This window comes from Povalibacter uvarum, from assembly GCF_014202975.1.
GTDB lineage: Bacteria > Pseudomonadota > Gammaproteobacteria > Steroidobacterales > Steroidobacteraceae > Steroidobacter > Steroidobacter uvarum.
The window spans coordinates 343,840-363,196 of record NZ_JACHHZ010000005.1; the positions used below are offsets into that span (position 1 = coordinate 343,840).

Annotated in this window: 16 protein-coding genes; 7 read left to right on the plus strand and 9 right to left on the minus strand. The window is 63.1% G+C overall.

Features of this window, described 5'->3' with window-relative positions:
* Positions 1-64 precede the first annotated feature (64 nt).
* The 4 genes from HNQ60_RS20955 to HNQ60_RS20970 form a co-directional block, all read right to left on the minus strand.
* Positions 65-1,864, minus strand: coding sequence for a beta-N-acetylhexosaminidase (locus HNQ60_RS20955; RefSeq protein ID WP_184334731.1), 1,800 nt, complete (start codon positions 1,862-1,864; stop codon positions 65-67).
* A 205-nt stretch (positions 1,865-2,069) separates the two neighbouring features.
* A complete protein-coding gene (locus HNQ60_RS20960; RefSeq protein WP_184334732.1) occupies positions 2,070-2,459 on the minus strand; it encodes a DUF3037 domain-containing protein in 390 nt (129 codons plus the stop codon).
* A complete protein-coding gene (locus HNQ60_RS20965; RefSeq protein WP_184334733.1) occupies positions 2,443-3,213 on the minus strand; it encodes a HipA family kinase in 771 nt (256 codons plus the stop codon). Before HNQ60_RS20965 ends, HNQ60_RS20960 begins: the two co-directional genes overlap by 17 nt.
* Positions 3,214-3,367: 154 nt before the next feature.
* Positions 3,368-4,963 (minus strand): M48 family metalloprotease, encoded by a 1,596-nt coding sequence (locus HNQ60_RS20970; RefSeq protein WP_221304351.1) that lies wholly within the window; start codon positions 4,961-4,963, stop codon positions 3,368-3,370.
* 279 nt (positions 4,964-5,242) lie between these two features.
* Between HNQ60_RS20970 and HNQ60_RS20975 the strand changes: the two genes are divergently transcribed.
* Genes HNQ60_RS20975 through HNQ60_RS20985 form a run of 3 tightly spaced genes read left to right on the plus strand, consistent with a single transcriptional unit; the run spans position 5,243 to position 10,220 of the window.
* On the plus strand, positions 5,243-7,915 hold the full coding sequence (locus HNQ60_RS20975) for an ATP-binding protein (protein ID WP_184334734.1): 2,673 nt from the start codon (positions 5,243-5,245) through the stop codon (positions 7,913-7,915).
* A 37-nt stretch (positions 7,916-7,952) separates the two neighbouring features.
* On the plus strand, positions 7,953-8,663 hold the full coding sequence (locus HNQ60_RS20980; protein ID WP_184334735.1) for a YkgJ family cysteine cluster protein: 711 nt from the start codon (positions 7,953-7,955) through the stop codon (positions 8,661-8,663).
* Between the two features lie 18 nt (positions 8,664-8,681).
* Positions 8,682-10,220 carry an amidase gene (locus HNQ60_RS20985; protein ID WP_184334736.1) on the plus strand — a complete coding sequence of 513 codons (1,539 nt, stop codon included), beginning with the start codon at positions 8,682-8,684 and terminating at the stop codon, positions 10,218-10,220.
* Between the two features lie 105 nt (positions 10,221-10,325).
* Here HNQ60_RS20985 and HNQ60_RS20990 read toward each other — a convergent pair whose 3' ends face one another.
* Both HNQ60_RS20990 and HNQ60_RS20995 read right to left on the minus strand, forming a co-directional pair.
* The gene (locus HNQ60_RS20990) at positions 10,326-10,748 is read right to left on the minus strand and encodes a hypothetical protein (RefSeq protein WP_184334737.1); all 423 of its coding nucleotides are present in this window, start codon (positions 10,746-10,748) and stop codon (positions 10,326-10,328) included.
* Positions 10,749-10,829: 81 nt separating this feature from the next.
* The gene (locus HNQ60_RS20995) at positions 10,830-12,173 is read right to left on the minus strand and encodes a spinster family MFS transporter (RefSeq protein WP_184334738.1); all 1,344 of its coding nucleotides are present in this window, start codon (positions 12,171-12,173) and stop codon (positions 10,830-10,832) included.
* Between the two features lie 214 nt (positions 12,174-12,387).
* On the opposite strand from HNQ60_RS20995, the gene HNQ60_RS21000 reads away from it, so the two are divergent.
* A complete protein-coding gene (locus HNQ60_RS21000) occupies positions 12,388-14,637 on the plus strand; it encodes a xanthine dehydrogenase family protein molybdopterin-binding subunit (RefSeq protein WP_184334739.1) in 2,250 nt (749 codons plus the stop codon).
* A gap of 174 nt (positions 14,638-14,811) precedes the next feature.
* On the opposite strand, the gene HNQ60_RS21005 is transcribed toward HNQ60_RS21000, so the two are convergent.
* Positions 14,812-15,240 (minus strand): nuclear transport factor 2 family protein, encoded by a 429-nt coding sequence (locus tag HNQ60_RS21005; protein ID WP_184334740.1) that lies wholly within the window; start codon positions 15,238-15,240, stop codon positions 14,812-14,814.
* Between the two features lie 420 nt (positions 15,241-15,660).
* Between HNQ60_RS21005 and HNQ60_RS21010 the strand changes: the two genes are divergently transcribed.
* Together HNQ60_RS21010 and HNQ60_RS21015 are read left to right on the plus strand one after the other, a co-directional pair.
* Positions 15,661-16,737 (plus strand): 3-deoxy-7-phosphoheptulonate synthase, encoded by a 1,077-nt coding sequence (locus HNQ60_RS21010; RefSeq protein WP_184334741.1) that lies wholly within the window; start codon positions 15,661-15,663, stop codon positions 16,735-16,737.
* A 127-nt stretch (positions 16,738-16,864) separates the two neighbouring features.
* The gene (locus HNQ60_RS21015) at positions 16,865-17,284 is read left to right on the plus strand and encodes a DUF6491 family protein (protein WP_184334742.1); all 420 of its coding nucleotides are present in this window, start codon (positions 16,865-16,867) and stop codon (positions 17,282-17,284) included.
* Positions 17,285-17,433: 149 nt separating this feature from the next.
* Here HNQ60_RS21015 and HNQ60_RS21020 read toward each other — a convergent pair whose 3' ends face one another.
* The gene (locus HNQ60_RS21020; protein WP_221304353.1) at positions 17,434-17,676 is read right to left on the minus strand and encodes a YheU family protein; all 243 of its coding nucleotides are present in this window, start codon (positions 17,674-17,676) and stop codon (positions 17,434-17,436) included.
* Between the two features lie 113 nt (positions 17,677-17,789).
* On the opposite strand from HNQ60_RS21020, the gene HNQ60_RS21025 reads away from it, so the two are divergent.
* The gene (locus HNQ60_RS21025; protein WP_184334743.1) at positions 17,790-18,407 is read left to right on the plus strand and encodes a murein L,D-transpeptidase catalytic domain family protein; all 618 of its coding nucleotides are present in this window, start codon (positions 17,790-17,792) and stop codon (positions 18,405-18,407) included.
* Positions 18,408-18,503: 96 nt separating this feature from the next.
* Here the strand turns inward: HNQ60_RS21025 and HNQ60_RS21030 are convergent, their stop codons facing one another.
* Positions 18,504-19,262, minus strand: a complete 759-nt coding sequence (locus tag HNQ60_RS21030) for an SDR family NAD(P)-dependent oxidoreductase (protein WP_184334744.1) — start codon at positions 19,260-19,262, stop codon at positions 18,504-18,506.
* Positions 19,263-19,357: the final 95 nt, after the last annotated feature.

Sequence of the window (19,357 nt, forward strand, 5' to 3'; positions counted from 1 at the left end):
CATTTCTGCCCGCTGCGTGCGCTGATACGTCGTGAGATGGCGACGCTGCCGCGTTGGAGATCGTTCAGTTCGTCGCGCGTGCCGACTGGATCGTGCCGGACGTGACGTCGAAGGTCACCGCCGAGGAGAGCGGCTCGTTGTTGAGGAAGCTCGCGGCCTTCACCGTCGTCGGCGCGGAAACGTTGAGCACATCCTTGTAGACGGGTGAGCGCGCTGTCGGCTCAGTGCCATTCGTGGTGTAGCGGATTTCACCCGCGGGAACCTGACGGGACAGCTCGACTCGTACGCGTTGTGGAGAATCCGCGGTCGGATGCAGCGTAACAGCGACGCGATACGCCGCGTCGCTGTACTGAACGCCGAGTTTGGCGTAGCGCTTCAACGGTACGGGCAAAGCGCCGGCGAAGCTCGACCAGCGCTGGCGCGAGCTCGGCGTCCAGGCGATTTCAGCAAGCGCAGCCGCTCTGGGAAACGCCAGCAGCTCGACGTCAGCTTCGCTGCGAGCGCGATGAGTCCAGATAGTCGCCTCGACACCCATGAGATGACCCAGGTCCTCGGCGCCGAGTGCGCTCGGCGCGGGATCGAATGCATAGACATCTTCGATGCGCATGACCGAACCGTTGCCCGGAGGCTCGTTGGCCAGCACGGACGTCTGGGGTCGCGAGAAGTCCAGTGCGTCCGCCGAGGTGACGACGTCATAGCCCGAGGCGGAAAGTCCCAATGCGCCATCGAGGCCGCGCGACGTCATTGCGATCGTCTGCTGCGGTGTCCCGGTGTTCGAGTACTGGTCCCAGCCGATGATTCGCCGGCGTTGTTCGCGGCCGAGTGCGGTGACGCGTTGCATGAAATACGCCTGCAGTTGCTGTGCGTTGACGACGCCGAGCTCGCGCATGCGGGCCTGGACGTCGGCGGAGCTTTCCCACTGCTGCAGAGGGTACTGTCCGCTGCCGACATGGATGTAGTCGCTCGGAAAGAGCTGCGCGATTTCACCCAGCACATCGCCGATGAAGGCGAACGTCGTTTCCTGGACGTTGAGCAATCGCGTTTCGTCCGCGGCGGGACGCGCTGCGCCGAGATGCGGATATGCGGCGATCATCGCTCCAGCGTGAGCTGGCAGCGAGATGCCGGGCACGATCGTGACGTTGCGCTCCGCTGCATACGCGACGATCTCACTGATCTCGCGCTGGCTGTAGGCGCCGCCCTGATTCGTCGCCAGCTTCGGATACTTGCGGCTCTCGATTCGCCACGCGCCATCGTCGGCCAGGTGCCAATGCAGCACGTTGAGTTTGTGCAGCGCCATCGTGTCGATGAAGCGCTTGATGAAGGCGACCGATTGGAACCGATTCGCCGAATCGAGCATCAGCCCGCGCCAGCGCAGTCGCGGCGTGTCGCTGATGCGCAGCGCAGGGAGTCGGATCTCATCCGCTGCAGCAGTGTCCGCAGCAAGGATCTGCCACAGCGTAGTCGCACCGTAGAAGAGACCGCGCATGTCGCGGGCCGCGACCTGCACGCCCTGGCTCGAGATTTCGAGCTCGTAGCTCTCCGGATCCGGCGAGGATTGAGTTTGCTGAAGTGTGAACCGGATCACTTTTCGCACCGCGGCCGGATTTTCGACCTGAACTATTGCGGGGCGAAATTCGCGGATGCGGAACAGCTGTTCACCAAAGTAGTGCGCGATGGCGAGGGCGCGCGGATCGTTTGCGATGACGATCTGCGTTTCCTTGTCGACCGTAAACGTGCCGCCTGTCATTTCGATGACGGCCGGCGCCGGCACGATGGGCGGCTCGAGCGAGCGGTCTGTAGCTGCGTGAACCATTCCCGCGCTCAAAAGCAGCCAGACCATCAGCGTCTGTGCACCGACTTTCACATTCGACTCCTGAAGTTACCCGGAACAAACCTCGTCGCGCGCTGCGGAGGCGAGCGCGTGGGCGACGAGTCGCATAGATTGCTGCAGGAGGTGTGCCAAGGAGAGGTGTGATCCCGTGATCCGGTGATGAGGCGATCACGTAAGAGAAGCCGGCTTGAAAGGCGCGGGTCGTCTGACCGGATCACCGGACCCCGCGGTCACCGGATCACCTGACGGGCATCCGCACCATCGTCGTCATCAGATGCTGCAGCGCCGCTGCGGGATCGTCGCAGCGTCCGGTGTGGACCGCCGATGTCTGGATGATGGTGCTCCGCGGCGCGACCAGCCAATGGAACCGCTCGCGCTGCGACAACTGACCGATCGTCCCTGCCTGCACACCGCCGAGACAGATCAGCGGAATGCTCGCCAGGTTGTCGCGCACCATCTGCAGATCGATGTCGGGCGCGAGCGCCAGCAGCCGTGCCTCGTCCAGCTCGATGCGTGCTTCGAGGAAGTCCCGCGTCTGGCACGAAACGATCGCACCGGCGTTGATGAACTCCTGGCGTTCGACCCGCGGCACGACGCGCACGATCGCGTAGTCATACGGACAGCGCACGGATTGCCTCCTCGAGGAACGCCTGCGGCGCCTGCAATCGTTGGGTCAGATACTCCGCGTAGGCGGAGCGATATTGCTGCGGCGAAGCGAAAGGCCCGTCGCCTGTCAGCCAGGCGTCCGGAATCAATGCCACTTTCTCCCGGACGATTTCCGGAGTGAGGTACGCAGTCATCTGCTCCGCCGCTTCGCGCAGTTTGCTTGCGAACGGCAGCAGGACGTGGCTCTTCACCATCGGGAACCTGTCGCCCGTTCGCTCGCGCCAGCCATCCCACGAATGATGGAAGTAGAGAGCAGCGCCGTGATCGATCAGCCAGAGCTGTCGATGCCACATCAGCATGTTCGTGTTGCGCGCCGTGCGGTCGACGTTCGTGATGAATGCGTCGAACCAGACGATGCGCGATGCGAGCAGGGCATCAGGCCGCGTGACGACGGGATCGAACATGATCGACCCAGGCAGATAGTCGAGCGCGAGATTGAGCCCGGCACTCGCCTGGATCAGCGCCTGGATCTCCGGGTCGGGTTCCGTGCGCGCAAGATCCGCTTCGAGCGTGATGAAGACGATCTCGGGCACAGGCAACCCGGCAGCGCGCGCGAGCTCACCTCCCAACAGCTCTGCGATCAAAGCTCTCGGACCTTGTCCCGCACCCCGAAACTTCAGGACGTACATGCCATCGTCATCGCCTTCGACGATGGCGGGCAGCGAGCCACCTTCGCGAAGCGGCGTGACGTAGCGGGTGGCGGCGATGGAGCGCATTCAGGAAGGAGGTTTCACACGGAGTTCACGGAGGGCACGGAGTATAGAGACCCGAGGACGATGGGTCTGCAGCCGACCTTCGCGAAGACGGGAAGCTTGTCGCTTTCTCCTTCTCCGTGGTCTCCGTGAACTCCGTGTGAAATTCCTCGTGCGCTCACTGCGCCATCTTCGCCCCATCGACCCTGAAGCGCAGTGCCTGCAATTGTTCCTGAGGCAGATTGCCGAGGCCCGTTGCAGCGGCGGCTTGTTCGCCGGGCTTCACGACCGCGCTGATCACGACCGGATTGCCCTGTTGCAGGATGCGACCCGATGAATCGACGAGGACCGGTGTGACCTGAATGCCGTTGAGGGGAACCGGTGAGCGGTTCTGTACGACCACGATCACGCGGCCTTGCGCATCGAGTTGACCCGCGGCGGCGACATAGTTGCCGGGGTTCTGCGGCAGGTCCATCTTCATGTACTCAGCGGCAGCGGCTTTGCCAATCGCGCTGCTGGAGCCTGCGGCGGCCTGGTAATACTGCTGTGCTTTCGCGGTGTCGCCTTTGTCGCGCGCGATGTTGCCGAGGTAGTAAGCAGCCGGAGCTGTGGGCAGGAGTTGTGCGCTCTTCGTCAGCCACTCTTCGGCTTTCGCCTTGTCGCCGGCCTGTGCTTGCGCGACGCCCCCGCCGAGATACGAGCCGAAGTAGTTTGGGTTGAGCTGCATCGCCTTCTGGTAGTACGGAATCGCTGCCTGAGGATTCTTTTCGGCCAGCGCGATCTCACCGAGGAATTCCTGGAAGCGTCCTTCGCGAGGCACCGCCTTGGCGGCTTCACCCGCGAGCGACTTGGCAGTGGCGAGATCCTTGTTGCGCGCAGCGGCAACGGCCTGATCGTACTTGTCGTACGCGGGCTTCATTTCGCGCAGTTGTTTCGTGGCGGCCGCGAACCGGTCAGCGCCCACTTCGCCGCCGCGGCCCAGTTGCTGAGCGGTGGCCTTGTTGCGCTCGACTCGTTCGACTGATGGCGGGTGCGAGGCGAAGAGCCCTTCCATCCAGCTCGCTTCCTTCGCTCCACCGGCTTGTGAAAGACGAACGAATGTTTCCTGCAGGGTGACGGCGCCCCAGGGATCGTAGCCGACCGCCTTCATGTACTTCATGCCGTACTGATCGGATTCCAGTTCCTGGTCGCGACCGTACTTCATCTGGATCATCTGTGCGCCGACGCCGGCGCCCTGAATGACGAGACCGGCCAGATTCGCGTCGACACCACTTACGGCAGCACCAACCTGCGCAACAGCCATGCCGACCTGCGCGATCGTTCCGCGTTCCTGAGCCTTTGCGCCATGTCGCGCGGCGGCGTGCACGATCTCGTGTCCCAGTACCGCTGCGAGCTCGGATTCATCCTTCAATTCCGTGAGCAGCCCGCGATTGACCGCGATCTTTCCGCCCGGCAAGGCCCATGCGTTGGGAACGGAGTTGTTCAGCACGACGAACTCGTACGGAAGCTTGCGATCGGCGACGGCGGCCAGCTTCTGGCCGACGCCGCTGACATAAGCGGTGAGCTCGGGATCGACCGTCAGATCTCCGCCTTCGCTCTGTCGGGTGGGCTCGTAATTCTTGGCGCCGATCTGCAGCTCCTGCGCCTCGGAGACGAACTGGATCTCCTTCTTGCCCGTCACGGGATTGGTGCCGCAGGCGGTCAGGGTCAGGGCCGCGGCCAGGGTGGCGATGATGGCAGTGAACCGCATGGCGGCGTTCCTCGAAGTATTCATGTCGGCAGCACCACAGAGTACCCGCCGGCGCGGGGCCGCAGGTATCGTTTCGACAGGTCGGCCGATTATCGTCCGCGCCCGTCGGCCCGCGCCACCGGCCGGCGGATAGGTATCAAACGCAAACCTGCCCGACGGGCTTCCCATGCGTGCCGCGCAGCGATACAAGAATCGACGCGGTCCGGGCTTGCCGAAGCCCGGCACAACCAATACAAGACTAAGTCCGCGTAGCCTGATCGATAACAGCAATGTCGGCGGGCCGCTCACCGGGAAGGAGCAGGATTGGCGCAGGAATCGCAGGTAGGGGGCGCCGGCGAGACACGCCGTGAACACGGGGTGTGGCAGCGCATCGGCTCCAGCATGGCGGTGCTGGTTGCCGGACTCGGGTCGACGTTGCTCGTGACCCAGCTCTACTACCGTGCGCAGATGGATGAGGCGCGCGGACAGTTCGAAGCCTGGAGCGAAGAGCGCCAGCAATCGCTCAGCAAGGCGATCGATGCGCACATCGAAGCGCTTTACGGTGTGCGTGCGCTCTTCGACAGCAGCGAATACGTCAGCCCGCAGGAATTTTCCCGGTTCACCAACGATGCCGGCAGAAGGCATCGATACCTGCGCTCGCTGGGTTATCTGCGCTACGTGACCGGAGCGGACCGCGCGCAATTCGAAGCCCGCTACTCGGAGACGCTCGGGAGGTCGTTCACGATCCTCGATCCGAAAGGCGATGGCACGGTCGGTCCGGCAGCAATGCGGTCGGAGTACCTGCCCTTGCTCTACACGCAGGCCGGCGACGACGCGCCGCTCGGACTCGATACATTGCAGCTGCCGGTTGTCGCTGCGGCACTCAAGGCCGCGCGCGAAAGCGCAACTGCAAAGGCGTTGATCGTTCCCGCGCAAGTCTCGCCGGAGCAGTCGGTCTTCCGCTATGTGCACGTCTACCTGCCCGTCTATGTCGGTCCTGCGCCGACGACGGCGGCAGCCGCGGCGGAGACGCCGGTGAGTGGGTATGTGCGCCTGCGGTTCGTGCTCGAAGAAATGACGGACGAGATCGAGACCTTCGCGCGCAACATGGGCGTGGAGATGACGCTCTTCGAATCGACCGAGGGCAGCCAGCTCGCGGACGATCCGCGCGACGAATTCTTTCTCATGACGGGATCCGGGGAGCTCGAATGGGCCGGCAAGATCGCGATCGCCGATCGCAATTTCCTGCTGCGTTTCCGCACCGCCGGTAACTACGCCGGACAGAAGCCGCCAGTTCCGTTCTGGCTTCTGTTCGCGGCCGGGCTTGCCGCGACACTGCTCGGAACGGTGGCGATGTACTTCATCACCCGGAATCGGCTGCGTGCGGAGAGCATGTCGCAGGATCTGTTGTCGGAGATGCGGGAGCGTCGCCGCAGCGAACAGCGCACTGCCCAGAGTGAAGCGCGCTATCGCGTGCTGATCGAGAACAGTCCCGACGCCATCCTGCTGGTCAAGCAGCAACGCGTCATCTTCGTGAATCGGGCTGCCGTCGATCTGTTCCGGGGCCGAAACGCCGAAGAGCTCGTGGGCCGCGGTGCCGACGAGCTGGTTCACCCCGACTACAAGGAGCAGGCGCGCGAGCGCATCCGGCGCATGGAAGCGGAGCAGGTCATCCTGCCTCCCTTCGAAGAGCGGCTGTTCCGACTCGACGGCAGCGTCGTCGAAGTGGAGGTGCGCAGCGTCCCATTCGCCATCGACGGCGAGACGATGCTGCAGGTCACGATTCGCGACATCACGGCGCGCCGGCAGGCAGAGCGCGAGCGCATGAGCCTCGAGACCGCGCTCCGACAGTCGCAGCGACTGGAAGCGATAGGAACGCTGACCGGCGGCATCGCGCACGACTTCAACAACATCCTGAGTTCGATCGTCGGCAACATCCGCCTCGTAATGGACGATCTGCCGAAGGGGCATCCGGCAAGGCAGAGTGCGCATGAGATCCGAAACGCGACGAATCGCGCACGCGATCTGGTCAAGCGGTTGATGGCCTTCAGTCGCCAGCAGGAAGCGCCACGATCGCCGCTCGAGCTGGCGCCGTTGATAGAGGAAGTTCAGCAACTGCTGCGTCCCGCGTTGCCGGCGGGTGTGGTGCTGCATTCATCCGTCCCTGTCGACACACCGCCCGTGATGGGTGACGCCACGCAACTGCACCAGGTCCTCGTGAACCTGTGCACGAACGCGTGGCAGTCGATGGCAACCGGCCGTGGTGAGATCCACATTCTTGTCAGCACGCTGACAGCGGAAGAAGCGCGGCGACAATCGCGCGCAGCACTGGACGGCGCGGCCGTGTACGTTCGCATCGAAGTCAGGGACAACGGCGGCGGTATTCCCGCCGACATCATCGACCGTATTTTCGAGCCGTTCTTCACGACGAAGCCGGCGGGTGAGGGCAGCGGCCTGGGGCTCGCCGTGGTTCACGGAATCATCCAGAGTCACAAGGGCGCCATCAGCGTCGTGAGTCCGCCCGGCGTGGGGACCAGTTTCCTCATCTACCTGCCGGCGAGCGATCAGCCCATTTCCGCGTCGAGTGCGGCCGAAGCCAGCTCATCCCGCGGCAGCAACCAGCACATCCTGTACGTCGATGACGAAGAATCGCTCGTCGTGCTGGTGACGCGGATTCTCGAACGCAACGGCTATCGCTGCACGGGCATGACGGATGCCCGGGCAGCGGTGGAACTGGTGAAGCAGGACGCGGCTCAGTTCGACCTCGTGCTCACCGACATGAACATGCCCGGCATGAGCGGCATCGATGTGGCGCGCGAAGTCATGGCCATCCGTCGGGATTTGCCAGTAGTGATCACGACAGGCTACGTTCGCGCCACCGACGTGGCAGTGACCCGCGAGATCGGCGTGCGCGACCTCATTCTCAAGCCGGACACCATCGAGGAACTGGCGAACACCATCGCACGCTACCTGCGGGAGCCGGTCAGGACCCGTTGAACGACAGATTCGCTGAGTGGCGATGGAATGAGTAGCGATGGAAATCGAAATCGACTTCGTAGCCGTGCGCCGGCTGACTTCGCGGGAATATGGGCAGGCTCGCCAGGAAATCGCCTCGCTGGGCATTGCGGCGGCGTTCGCGCAGTCCCAGCAGCGGCACGACGAACGGCTCGCATCAGCCGCGGACGCGCCGGCGCTCGCATGCAAGGCCGGCTGCTCGTGGTGCTGTCACTTCTCCGTCGACGTTCGGGCCGTCGAGGCCTTCCGGATCCTCGACTACGTGCGCGAGCATTTCTCGCTTGCCGAGCAGGAGCGCGTGCGGCAGGAGATTGCGAAGAACAGTCTGGAGGTCGCGCCGCTGGACGATCTCGAGCGCATGAAGCGAACGGTCAGATGTCCGTTCCTCGTCGAAGGCCGATGCTCGATCTACCCCGTTCGACCGCAGACCTGTCGCAACTACCATGCGACCGACGCGGCGGGATGCCAGAAATCGTACGAAGAGCCCGACAATCTCGATATCGACCCGGAGTTCGCGCCACTCGTGTATCAGGCCGGTGGAGCGCACGTGGAAGCCTTCGCGCGTGCGATGGAAGATGCCGGCTTCGATGTAACGGCGTACGAGCTGAATGTCGCGCTGACCGCGGCGATGACCGAGCCGGCCAGCAGGGAGCGCTTCGAGGCAGGGCAAGCGCCCTTTGAGTCGACCCAGGGTGATGAGGTCCCCTCCGAATTCATGGAAGAGCGGTGAGCCAGTGACGAACGCCAGATGAGACCCGCTCTACTACTCCTTGCCTCGTTGCTCTGCGCCACGCATACCTTCGCCGCCGGTTCGGGCGAGAGATCGATCGCTGAGTTGCAGCAGGAGCTGGCGAAGGGACGTACTTCTTCCGCCGCCCTGGTTCGCGAATTCACCTCCCGCATCGACGCGATCGATCGCCGCGGGCCACAACTGAAATCCGTGCTCGCGCTCAATCCGCGGGCGATGGAGCAGGCGCGGCAGCTCGATCGGGAGCGCAACGAGAAAGGTCCGCGCGGTCCGCTTCATGGCATTCCGATTCTCCTCAAGGACAATATCGAGTCGCTCGACCCGCTGCCGACGACGGCAGGCTCGCTCGCGCTCATCGACAATGTCACTGGACGAGATGCGCCGGTCGTTGCCAGCCTGCGCGCCGCTGGAGCAGTCATTCTTGGCAAGACGAACCTCAGTGAGTGGGCGAATTTTCGTTCGACTCCCTCGATCAGTGGCTGGAGCGCCGTCGGCGGCCTGACGAAGAATCCGCACGTGCTCGATCGGTCTGCGTGCGGATCGAGTTCGGGCAGCGCCGTTGCAGTTGCAGCAGGTCTTGCCATGGCGAGCGTCGGCACGGAAACAGACGGATCGATCGTGTGTCCGGCGGCGATGAACGGCATCGTTGGATTGAAGCCGACGTTGGGACTGCTCTCTGGCGAACGCATCGTGCCCATCGCTCACAGCCAGGATGCTCCGGGTCCGATGACGCGATCTGTTGCGGATGCGGCGCTCATGCTGGCGGCGATGGTGGACAGCCAGGAAGCGTGCAGAGCGCGTGAATCGCGATGCCGTGTTTCCGACTATGTCGCCGCGACAACCGTCACGAGCCTCGCTGGCAAGCGAATCGGTGTACTGCGATTTCGCAAGGGTCGCTGGCCTCGGATCGAGGTGACCTACGATCAGGCTCTCGCGCACCTGCGCGACGCGGGCGCCACGCTCATCGAAGTAGAGCTTCCCGACGAAGATCCCATCGAGTCCGCGGAAGGCGTCGTGTTCATCACGGAGTTTCGCGTCGATCTCAATCGTTACCTGGCAACCACGGCGCCCGCGGTGAAGGTTCGCGACCTGGCGCAGTTGATCCAGTTCAATCGAACGAATCCGCGGGAGCTTGCGCTGTTCGGGCAGGAGCTGTTTGAAAGATCAGAGGCGGCCGCGGAACAAGACCCCGCCGTGTATCGCGAGGCACTGGCGGCATCGAAACGGTTGGCCACCGAAGGACTCGATGGATTGCTGCGGGGGCAGAAGCTGGATTTTCTGGTGGCGCCGACCGCGGGCGCGGCATGGCGAATCGATCTGGTGAACGGCGATCACTTTCCAGGATCGTTCAGTACGTTCGCCGCTGTCGCGGGGTATCCGCATCTGACTGTGCCCATGGGTACAGTGCGCCAACTGCCGATCGGCATTTCATTCATCGGTTCGCCGTGGGCGGAAGCGGAGCTGCTCGCTGCGGGGGCAGTGTTCGAGCGTCGGGCTCGGGTGCGTGTGATGCCGGGGTTTGTGGAGTCGGTGGACTGAACCTCCGTACTCCCACGAAGAGCTTCCGTCACTCCCGCGAAAGCGGGAGTCCATCCGTCGTCCGCGTCCAGATGGATTCCCGCTTTCGCGGGAATGACGGCTGTCTCAATACCGCTCGCGCGCGTACCGATCCCGATTCGCCGCATCGCCGCGTCCAATCTCGCGCTCGATGTCGAGATACGCATTCGTCACCGGCTCGAAATACCGATCGGTTTCGCGATCACTGACGCGCTCGACCTCATCGCGAAGCGAGTGATAGCTGCGCGACACATCGTCGAACTCTTCGCGCACATCGCGGCGATCAGCTCGATTGCTCATCAGTGTGCGGCGGAATTCCCGAGCTTCCTCGGACAGTTCGCGCGCATCTTGTCGCACACGGCTCTGGTCCGCATTGCGCTCCATGGCGAAGCTCGTGTCTTCCAGCCGTCCGGCCGAACTAGACAGGCTGGGGCCCGTGGTGGCGCATCCGGTAACACCGGAAAGGGCAATAACGATGGGACCCACCCACCAGTTCAATGACATACGCATGGCGGTCATTCCTCGCTCATCAGTTGATCCAACAATGAGTGAGTCCGCGTGCGGGTTCCCGCTGTGCCTGCAGGTGTTTTGCTACGTCCTGTCGGGTACGGAGTCCCGTTCGAGCGTCCGTGCGGCGATCATGTAGTGCACGAACGACCAGACGTTGATGCAGACCATGATGATGAGCGCCCAGCGCAGTCCCTGCGATTTTGCCAGCGCCGCTGTGACTCCTTCCGCGAGGAAGCGATTGTTCATCATGTCGCTCACGATGCCCACGAGCCACGGACCGAGCCCGAGGCCGACGAGATTCACGATCAGCAGCAGGAGCGACGAACCGACAGCGCGTTCGCGCACTGTTACCAGCCGCTGCATCGTTGCGTAGGAAGGGCCGAGATACATCACGCCGAAAACCAGACCGATGAACATCGTCGCGATGACCATGTTCTTGTCGCTCAAAGTGTAGGCGAGGATGGCCACGGGCACGTTCAGCAGCGTCGCGATGCCCGGTGTCCACAACTGCCAGCGGACGTCGCCTCGCGAGTTCGAAAGTCTGTCTGCGAGGTAGCCGCCAAACCACGTGCCGCCGATGCCGGATACGGCGGACACGATTGCGAGAACGACGCCTGCTTCCGCGACCGTCAATCCATGAGTACGGATCAGGAACGACGGATGGAAGCCGTTGACGCCATATCCGACGAACGCATGGAGCGATGCGGCGAGCGCAAGATGCCAGAACGTGGGCTTCGACAGCACCGAGCGCAGCACATCGAGAAAGGGCGGCGGTACAGGCGCGACAGTCATGCCTTCGGCGTAGCCGCGAGGCGGCTCGCGAAGCGTGAGCTTCACGATGATCGCGAGCACGATGCCGGGAGCGCCCACGACATAGAAGGCCATGCGCCAGCCGTACTCCTGCGCAACGAGTGCACCGACGATGAAGCCGACGAATACGCCGCCGTAGATGCCCATCGTGTAGATCGCGATGGCCGTGGTGCGGCGCTTGCGTTCGAAGTAATCGCTGATGATCGAGTAGGCCGGCGGCGTGCAGCCCGCCTCGCCGATGCCGACGGCGACGCGCGCGAGCAGCAACTGCGTGAACGATTGAGCGCGTCCCGTGATGACGGTGAACAGGCTCCAGACGAAGAGCGAGATCGAAATGATGTTGACGCGATTGCTGCGGTCGGCGAAGCGTGCGATCGGAATGCCGAGTGTCGAGTAGAGAACCGCGAACGCGAGACCGCTCAGCAATCCCAGTTGCGTGTCGGTGAAGTGGAATTCCTCACGAATGGGCTCCATGAGGATGGTGAGGATCTGGCGATCCACGAAGTTGAGCACGTAAACCAGGAACAGCAGCCAGACCACGTACCAGCGATAGCCGTCACTCGCATGAAAATTCTGCACTCCGGAAGCGTCCGAAGTTGCCGGCGCGTTCGTCATTGGCTGTCGATCCCCCGGAGCGGCGAGTCAGTGGCGAGGCATTGTGGCGATCGCGTCGCGGATCGCCAAACACTATTTTCGCGAGCGCGCGCTGCGACCATGCGCCGATACGAGTGCGGTGCACGACGAGACGCGGGTGGTGCGCGATCGGCGCCTGCTCATCGGGGTTAGGATGAAGCGCATCCGCCATGCGGGACACGCGAAGGACACTCCGATGAATCCTGTCGCTGATGAAGAGCGCAGCGCCTCGACGCTCACTCGCCGGGGCTTCATGAAACTCTCACTCAGCGCCAGCGGCGGGCTGCTGTTGAGTCATTTCATATCCACCGAAGCGGTCGCGACAGCGACACCGGGCGGGCATGCGATCGGCACGCTCGTCAGGATCGAGCCGGATGGTTCGATCGTCATCGGATCGCGGGCGCCCGAGATCGGTCAGGGCGTGAAGACATCGTTGCCGATGATCCTCGCCGACGAGATGGACGCTGACTGGGCTCGCGTAAGGGTCGAGCAATTGCCGCTGGGTATTCTCAAGAAGGACGATGGAACATTCACGTGGAAGTACGGCCCGCAAGGCGCCGGCGGCAGCACGAGCATTCCAGATGCGTGGGGAGATCTGCGTCAGGCAGGCGCGCAAGTACGGCATGTTCTGCTGCAGGCAGCAGCAGTGCGCTGGCAGACAGATGCAACAGGATTGCGGACGAGTTCTGGATTCGTGATTCATCCCGACGGGCGGCGGCTGGGTTACGGGGAAGTCGCGGCGGAAGCGGCAGCGCTTCCCCTGGCGACGGAGTCGCTGAAGCTGAAGGACTCGCGTGAGTATTCGATTATCGGAACCCGGCAGCGGGTGGTCGATGCAGGTGACATCGTTACGGGCCGTGCGCAGTACGGCATCGATGCGAACTTGCCTGGTGCCCTCGTGGCGGTTGTTGCGCGTTGCCCAACGTTCGATGGCGAACTCGTTTCGTTCGATGCGACGCAGGCGAAGAAGATCCCGGGCGTGCGCGACGTTGTCGTTCTCGCGGGACCGAAGCAAGGTCAGCCCATCACAGCGAACCTTGCCGCGGGTGTGGCTGTGCTCGCGGACAACACATGGGCAGCACTCAGGGGTCGCGAGGCACTTAAGATCGAGTGGACGCCGGGCCCCTTCGCGGGTGAGTCGTCCGCAGCGCTGGATGCTCAATGCACAAAGCTGCTCGAGGGTGAAGGTCGCCGGGTGCGCAACGACGGAGATTTCGACGCTGCACGCAAGTCGGCTTCACGAGTGATCCAAGCGATATATCGCGTACCCTTCGTGTCGCATTGTCCGATGGAACCGCAGAATGCGTGCGCGGATGTGCGCAGGGACAGCGTGCTGATCATCGCGCCAATGCAGATGCCGGGTGGCGCTTCGCGTGTCGCGTCGCAGATCACCGGGATCGATCGTTCGAAGATCGAAGTGCGCATGACGCGCGTGGGCGGCGGCTTCGGCCGACGACTGAGCAATGACTTCGTCGCAGAAGCCGTGCAGCTCTCCAAGACCACTGGCCGACCGATCAAGCTGCTGTGGACACGCGACGACGATCTTCGTCACGACTTCTACCGCCCGTTCGGACATCATCAGGTGATCGCGACTCTGGATGATCGAGGCGATGTGAGCGGTTGGGCTCACCGGCTCGCGAGCGCATCGAAGTACTACCGGCGCGCCGATGTGAAGCCGGAGGACATGTGGACGGCCGAACTCTATCCCGATGATTTTCCCGCGCGGCTCGTGCCGAACCTGCGGATGGAATGGTTCGAAGTGCAGTCCGGTATCACTCGCGGTTCGTGGCGCGCGCCAGCACATACGGCGAATGCGTTCGTCGTGCAAAGCTTTCTGGACGAGATCGCGAGCGCGACGAAGAAGGATCCGCTCGCGTTGCGGCTCGCACTGCTGGGTGAACCGAAAGATCTGCCTTACGAGCAGCACGGTGGACCTGTGTTCAATCCCGGGCGCCTCGCAACGGTGCTGAAGCGTGCGGCCGAACGCATCGGCTGGGGCAGCGCGATGCCGCCGGGCAGCGGCCTGGGCATCGCAGGTCATTTCACTTTCGGTGGTTACGCTGCCCACGCGATGCAGGTGCGCGTCGCGAAGGACGGCAGCTATCGCATCGACCGATGTGTGTGCGCTGTCGACGTCGGCCGCCCGATCAATCGGCTCGGCCTGGAAGCGCAGATGCAAGGTGGAACGATCGACGGCATCAGCACCGCCCGACAGCTCGAGATCACCATCGAAGCCGGCCGCGTGAAGCAATCCAACTTCAATGATTATCCATTGCTGCGAATCGCCGATGCCCCCGCGGTCGAAGTCGAGATCATCGACAGCGATCGCGATCCGTCAGGCGCGGGAGAGATGGGGATTCCCACGGCGGCACCTGCGCTGACAAACGCGTTGTTCGCTGCGACTGGCAGACGGATTCGCAGCTTGCCGATCGGCGTGCGGGTTTGAAGAGGCGGAGAAGAGAGGATTCTCCACGGGGGACACGGGGAGCACGGGGGAAGACAAGAGATCGTTCTGTCAGGAGGTTGCCTTGACGTGTGGAAGTCCTGCGTGATGGCAGCAAGTTCGCCTTCAGGGTTGCTTACCCCGTGATCCCCGTGTGCCCCGTGGAGAATCTTCCTCTTACGTCTGTGGTAGCGAGACGTGGCAATAGACGACCTGCCAGCGGCCGTTACGTTTCGCCCAGATGTCCGCGAAGCGCAGTGTCACCGCGAATGGTTTGCCGCCGCTCACGCCTTTGAGATGGACGAGTCCGCCCAGCACGGCGCCATCGCTCCAGATTTTCTCGACGGGTTCCAGGATTTTGAACGGCTCGATCTTGTAGCCCGGTGTCGTGTAGTCCGCGATGAGACCGGCCTTGTCCTGAACCGTGCCGCTGCTGTTCACGAGCGCGTAGTCGTCGGCGATCAGTCGTTCCAGCTCGGCCCGGTTGCCGTTGACCTGGGCTTCATCGTAGTCGTGCACCGCCTTGGCGAGATCGGCGGGCAGGTTGGCGGAGAACGCGGATGAGAACAGGCAGCAGGTGATCAGAGCGGCGGTCAGTCGAAGCATGGCGGGTCTCCGGAAGGGCGAGACGGGAGCGTAGGGAACGTGCGCTGGTGTGTCACGGCGTCGCGCCGTGCGGGTTGGCCGAACGTGTTGGGCGCAGGCTGGAGAGGTTAGGAGGAGCTGTGAGCTATGAGCTATGAGCTATAGCTCATCGCTCGCTGCTCACAGCCTTCTGACAGCCCCCGAACCCGCCAAAATTGCCTCCGGCCGGCGAGCTGTGCTATCAAGGCCTCATGACCTGCGCGCGTCGCTATTGGTTCTGGTCCTACTACTACTTTCCGAGATCACTGGCGGAAGGACTGGGTTCGGCCTGAAAGACGCAAAGTCACCTGAACACCCAAGAAACCGCCAGCCAAAAACTGGCGGTTTTTTTTTGCCACGGTTTTTTTTGACCCAAGCCTGCCGTTGACGAGGGAGCCTGCTGTGAACGTCCGTACCGATGACCTGCGCATTCGCGATATCCGCGAGCTCACGACGCCCGAGGAGCTGATGCGCGAATTCGCCTGCACCGAAGAGGCATCCGCTGCCGTGTCCGCGGGCCGGACGGGAATGCAGCGCATCCTCCACGGTCAGGACGACAGGCTTGCAGTCGTCATCGGGCCCTGCTCGATTCACGACACGACGGCCGCTCTCGACTACGCCAGGCTGCTGCGCGAACAGCGCGAAAGATTCGCTGACACGCTCGAGATCATCATGCGTGTCTATTTCGAGAAGCCGCGCACGACGGTGGGCTGGAAAGGTCTCATCAACGATCCGGATCTCGACGGCAGCTTCAACATCAACAAGGGACTGCGGCTCGCGCGTGGCGTGCTGCTCGACATCAACCAGCTCGGCCTGCCCGCGGGTTGTGAGTTCCTCGATATGATCACGCCGCAATACATCGGTGACCTCGTTGCCTGGGGCGCAATCGGCGCGCGAACGACCGAGAGCCAGGTGCATCGCGAACTGGCTTCAGGTGTGTCGTGTCCTGTCGGGTTCAAGAACGGCACGGACGGCAACGTGAAGATCGCGATCGACGCCGTGCAGGCAGCGTCGCATCCGCATCATTTCCTGGCCGTCACCAAACTGGGGCGCAGCGCGATTGCATCGACGTCGGGCAACGCGGACTGTCACGTGATCCTTCGCGGCGGCAAGACGCCGAACTACGACGCAGCAAGTGTCGAGAGTGTCAGTGCGCAGTTGCAAGCGGCCGGACTCGATCAGCGCATCATGATCGACGTGAGCCACGGCAACAGCAGCAAGCGTCCCGAGAATCAGCCGCTCGTCGCGGCCGACATCGCATCGCAGATCGCCGGCGGCGAGCGTCGCATCGCCGGTGTGATGATCGAGAGCCACCTCAAAGCGGGTCGCCAGGATCTCGTGCCTGGCAAAGCGCTCGCCTATGGTCAGAGCGTCACGGACGGATGCATCGACTGGGCGGCGTCCGTGGAAGTGCTGGAAACGCTGGCGAACGCGGTAGCGCAGCGTCGGCGACTCGACGTCTCCGCGGCGGTGGCCTGAACAAGCGCTGAATGCAGCGGCAAGGAGATTCGTTACAGCGATTCAATGCATCGTGAAGGAACCGCCGCCGCGTCGCCGGGTTCGAATGGGTACGTACATTCGATTCCTCGACAAAGGAGTTCCTTCCATGAAATCGCGCAACGTTGTTCTCGTCACCGCCGTCGCCGCGTTCGGCATGAGCGCGACGTTCGGCGCGTCGCTCGGCGCTGAGGGGGAGTCGACCGCGAAGGCTGCCGAAGCTTCCATTCCTTTTGCGAACGAGGGCGGCATTCGTAACTGGTCCGCGGATCGCGACAAGGGCCTGTGGGTGCAGGACTCGCGAGGCAAGTGGTACTACGCGAAGATGTTCGGCGGCACCTGCCCGGGCCTCAACTTCGCAACGACGCTCGGCTTCGATACGCGCACGATGGGTTCGTTCGATCGGTACAGCGCCATCCTCGTGCCGCGCGAAGGCCGGTGCCAGATCGAGAGCCTGATTCCGAGCGATGGACCGCCGGCGAGGCAGAAGAGAGAAGAGCAGAAGCAGCAGGAGAGCGCGGAGAGCTGACGCAGTCTTGTTGTGGGTCCGACTTTAGTCGGACGTCATGCCGAAAGGCATGCTTCGCATGACGTCCGGCTGAAGCCGGACCCACAGGCCGAAGCGGGAATCCACGCCTTGATGAAGATGGACTCCCGCGTACGCGGGAGCGACGGCTGCTAGCCTTTGGGCCGCCGCCCTTCCATCACGACAATATCAATCGTCTCCGTCACCGGATCGAACAGGATCTGCGCTTCGCCTCGTTCGAGTTGCCGCATCACGTGCGCGACTTTCTCATCGAGTGAGTACTCGCGTTCCCCGTACTCGGTGCCCTCGCGCAGCACGAACGACTCGATCACGCCGCGCAGCGCATCGTGGGACAGTTCAGTGTGAGGGATTGGGATCGGTTCGGGGTTGGACATGAGGGGCGAAGGTCGGTGCAGGAGCGGGCCTTACCGGGTCACAGGGAATCCCTGAGCTGGAAGTCAGCCTCGGGCGAGGGAATTTTGCTCGAAGTCGTGGTCGAATTACGACCATGAAGTCCCCTCTGAAGCCGCTGTTCCTCGCATTCGCCGCCGCAGCCACCCTCCTGGGCGGTCCGTGCGCTCAGGCCCAGCAATGGCGGGGAATTCAGCTCGATCCGCAGGGGCTCATCCGGCCGCAATTGCTGTCGCTCGCCCTCCAGGCCTACGAGCAGCATGCGGATGCGAAATTCGCCCAGAGGAAGATTGCGATCGTCGATTTCTCGAAGCCCTCATCGCAACGGCGGATGTTCCTGCTCGATCTGTCCTCGGGCCTGGTTTCCGCGTTTCTCGTCGCCCACGGCCGCGGCTCCGATTCGGATCATGATTCGATGGCCGACCGGTTCTCGGACGAGATGGGATCGCACGCTTCCTCACTCGGGGCGTATCTGGTCAGTGAGCCGTACCAAGGCTCGCATGGGCTTTCCATCCGGCTCGACGGGCTCGATTCGACGAACCGATCCGCCCGGGATCGCGCTGTTGTCGTGCACTCGCAGTGGTACGTCACCGACAAGCTCGCCGAGGGCGGCAAGGTCGGTCGCAGCTTCGGCTGTTTCGTCGTCGACCGCGCGGTGATCAAGCAGATCACGCAGCAGCTGGCGAATGGCGGATTCCTGTTCGCCAGCCGCTGATCTGTCAGCCACCGCGCGCCTCCGTCACCCCGCGCATCCGTCACCCCCGCGAACGCGGGGGGCCATCTTCTCTCGGCAACCTGCCGGATGACGAACTCAAAGAAACATCCCGCCCGACGCCTCGATCCGTTGCGCATTGATCCAGCGGCTTTCCGGCGAGAGCAGCGATGCGATCACATCGCCGATATCGTCCGGCAGTCCGACGCGGCCCAGCGCCGTGTTCGATGCGACGAACTTGTTGAGTTCCTTGTTATCCCGCACGGCGCCGCCGCCGAAATCGGTCTCGATTGCGCCCGGCGCCAGTACATTCACAGCAATGCCTCTGGGGCCCAGCTCCTTCGCGAGATAGCGCGTGAGCACTTCGATTGCGCCCTTCATCGACGCATAGGCCGAGTACCCGGGCAACGAGAAACGCGCCAGGCCGGATGACACGTTGAGAATGCGTCCGCCATCGGCGATCAGCGGCAGCAGTTTCTGCGTCAGAAAGAAGACGCCCTTGAACTGCACGTTCATCAGTTCGTCGAACTGCGCCTCGGACGTTTCAGCGAAGGACGCGTGCGCGCCGATCCCCGCATTGTTGACCAGGAAGTCGAAGTGCTCGCGTTGCCAGCGGTTGCGCAGCTCAGCTCGCAAAGCATTCGCGAACGCGTCGAAGCCCGCGACACGGCCGACATCCAGCGGCAGGGCGACAGCGCGCCGGCCCAGATTTTCGATAGCGGCAACGACGGCTTCGGCTTCCGCGCGGTTGCTCCGGTAGGTGAGCACGACATCGGTGCCGTGCTCCGCGAGTTTCAGGGCCGCATTGCGGCCGAGGCCGCGGCTGCCGCCGGTGATGAGGGCGATGGGGGTGGTCATAGCTGTCTCCTTGGGATGTATCTGACTCGGGACACAGGCTATTGGTCTTTCTACACCGGATAAATCGGCGGATACTGAGCGCAGTGTTCATATGA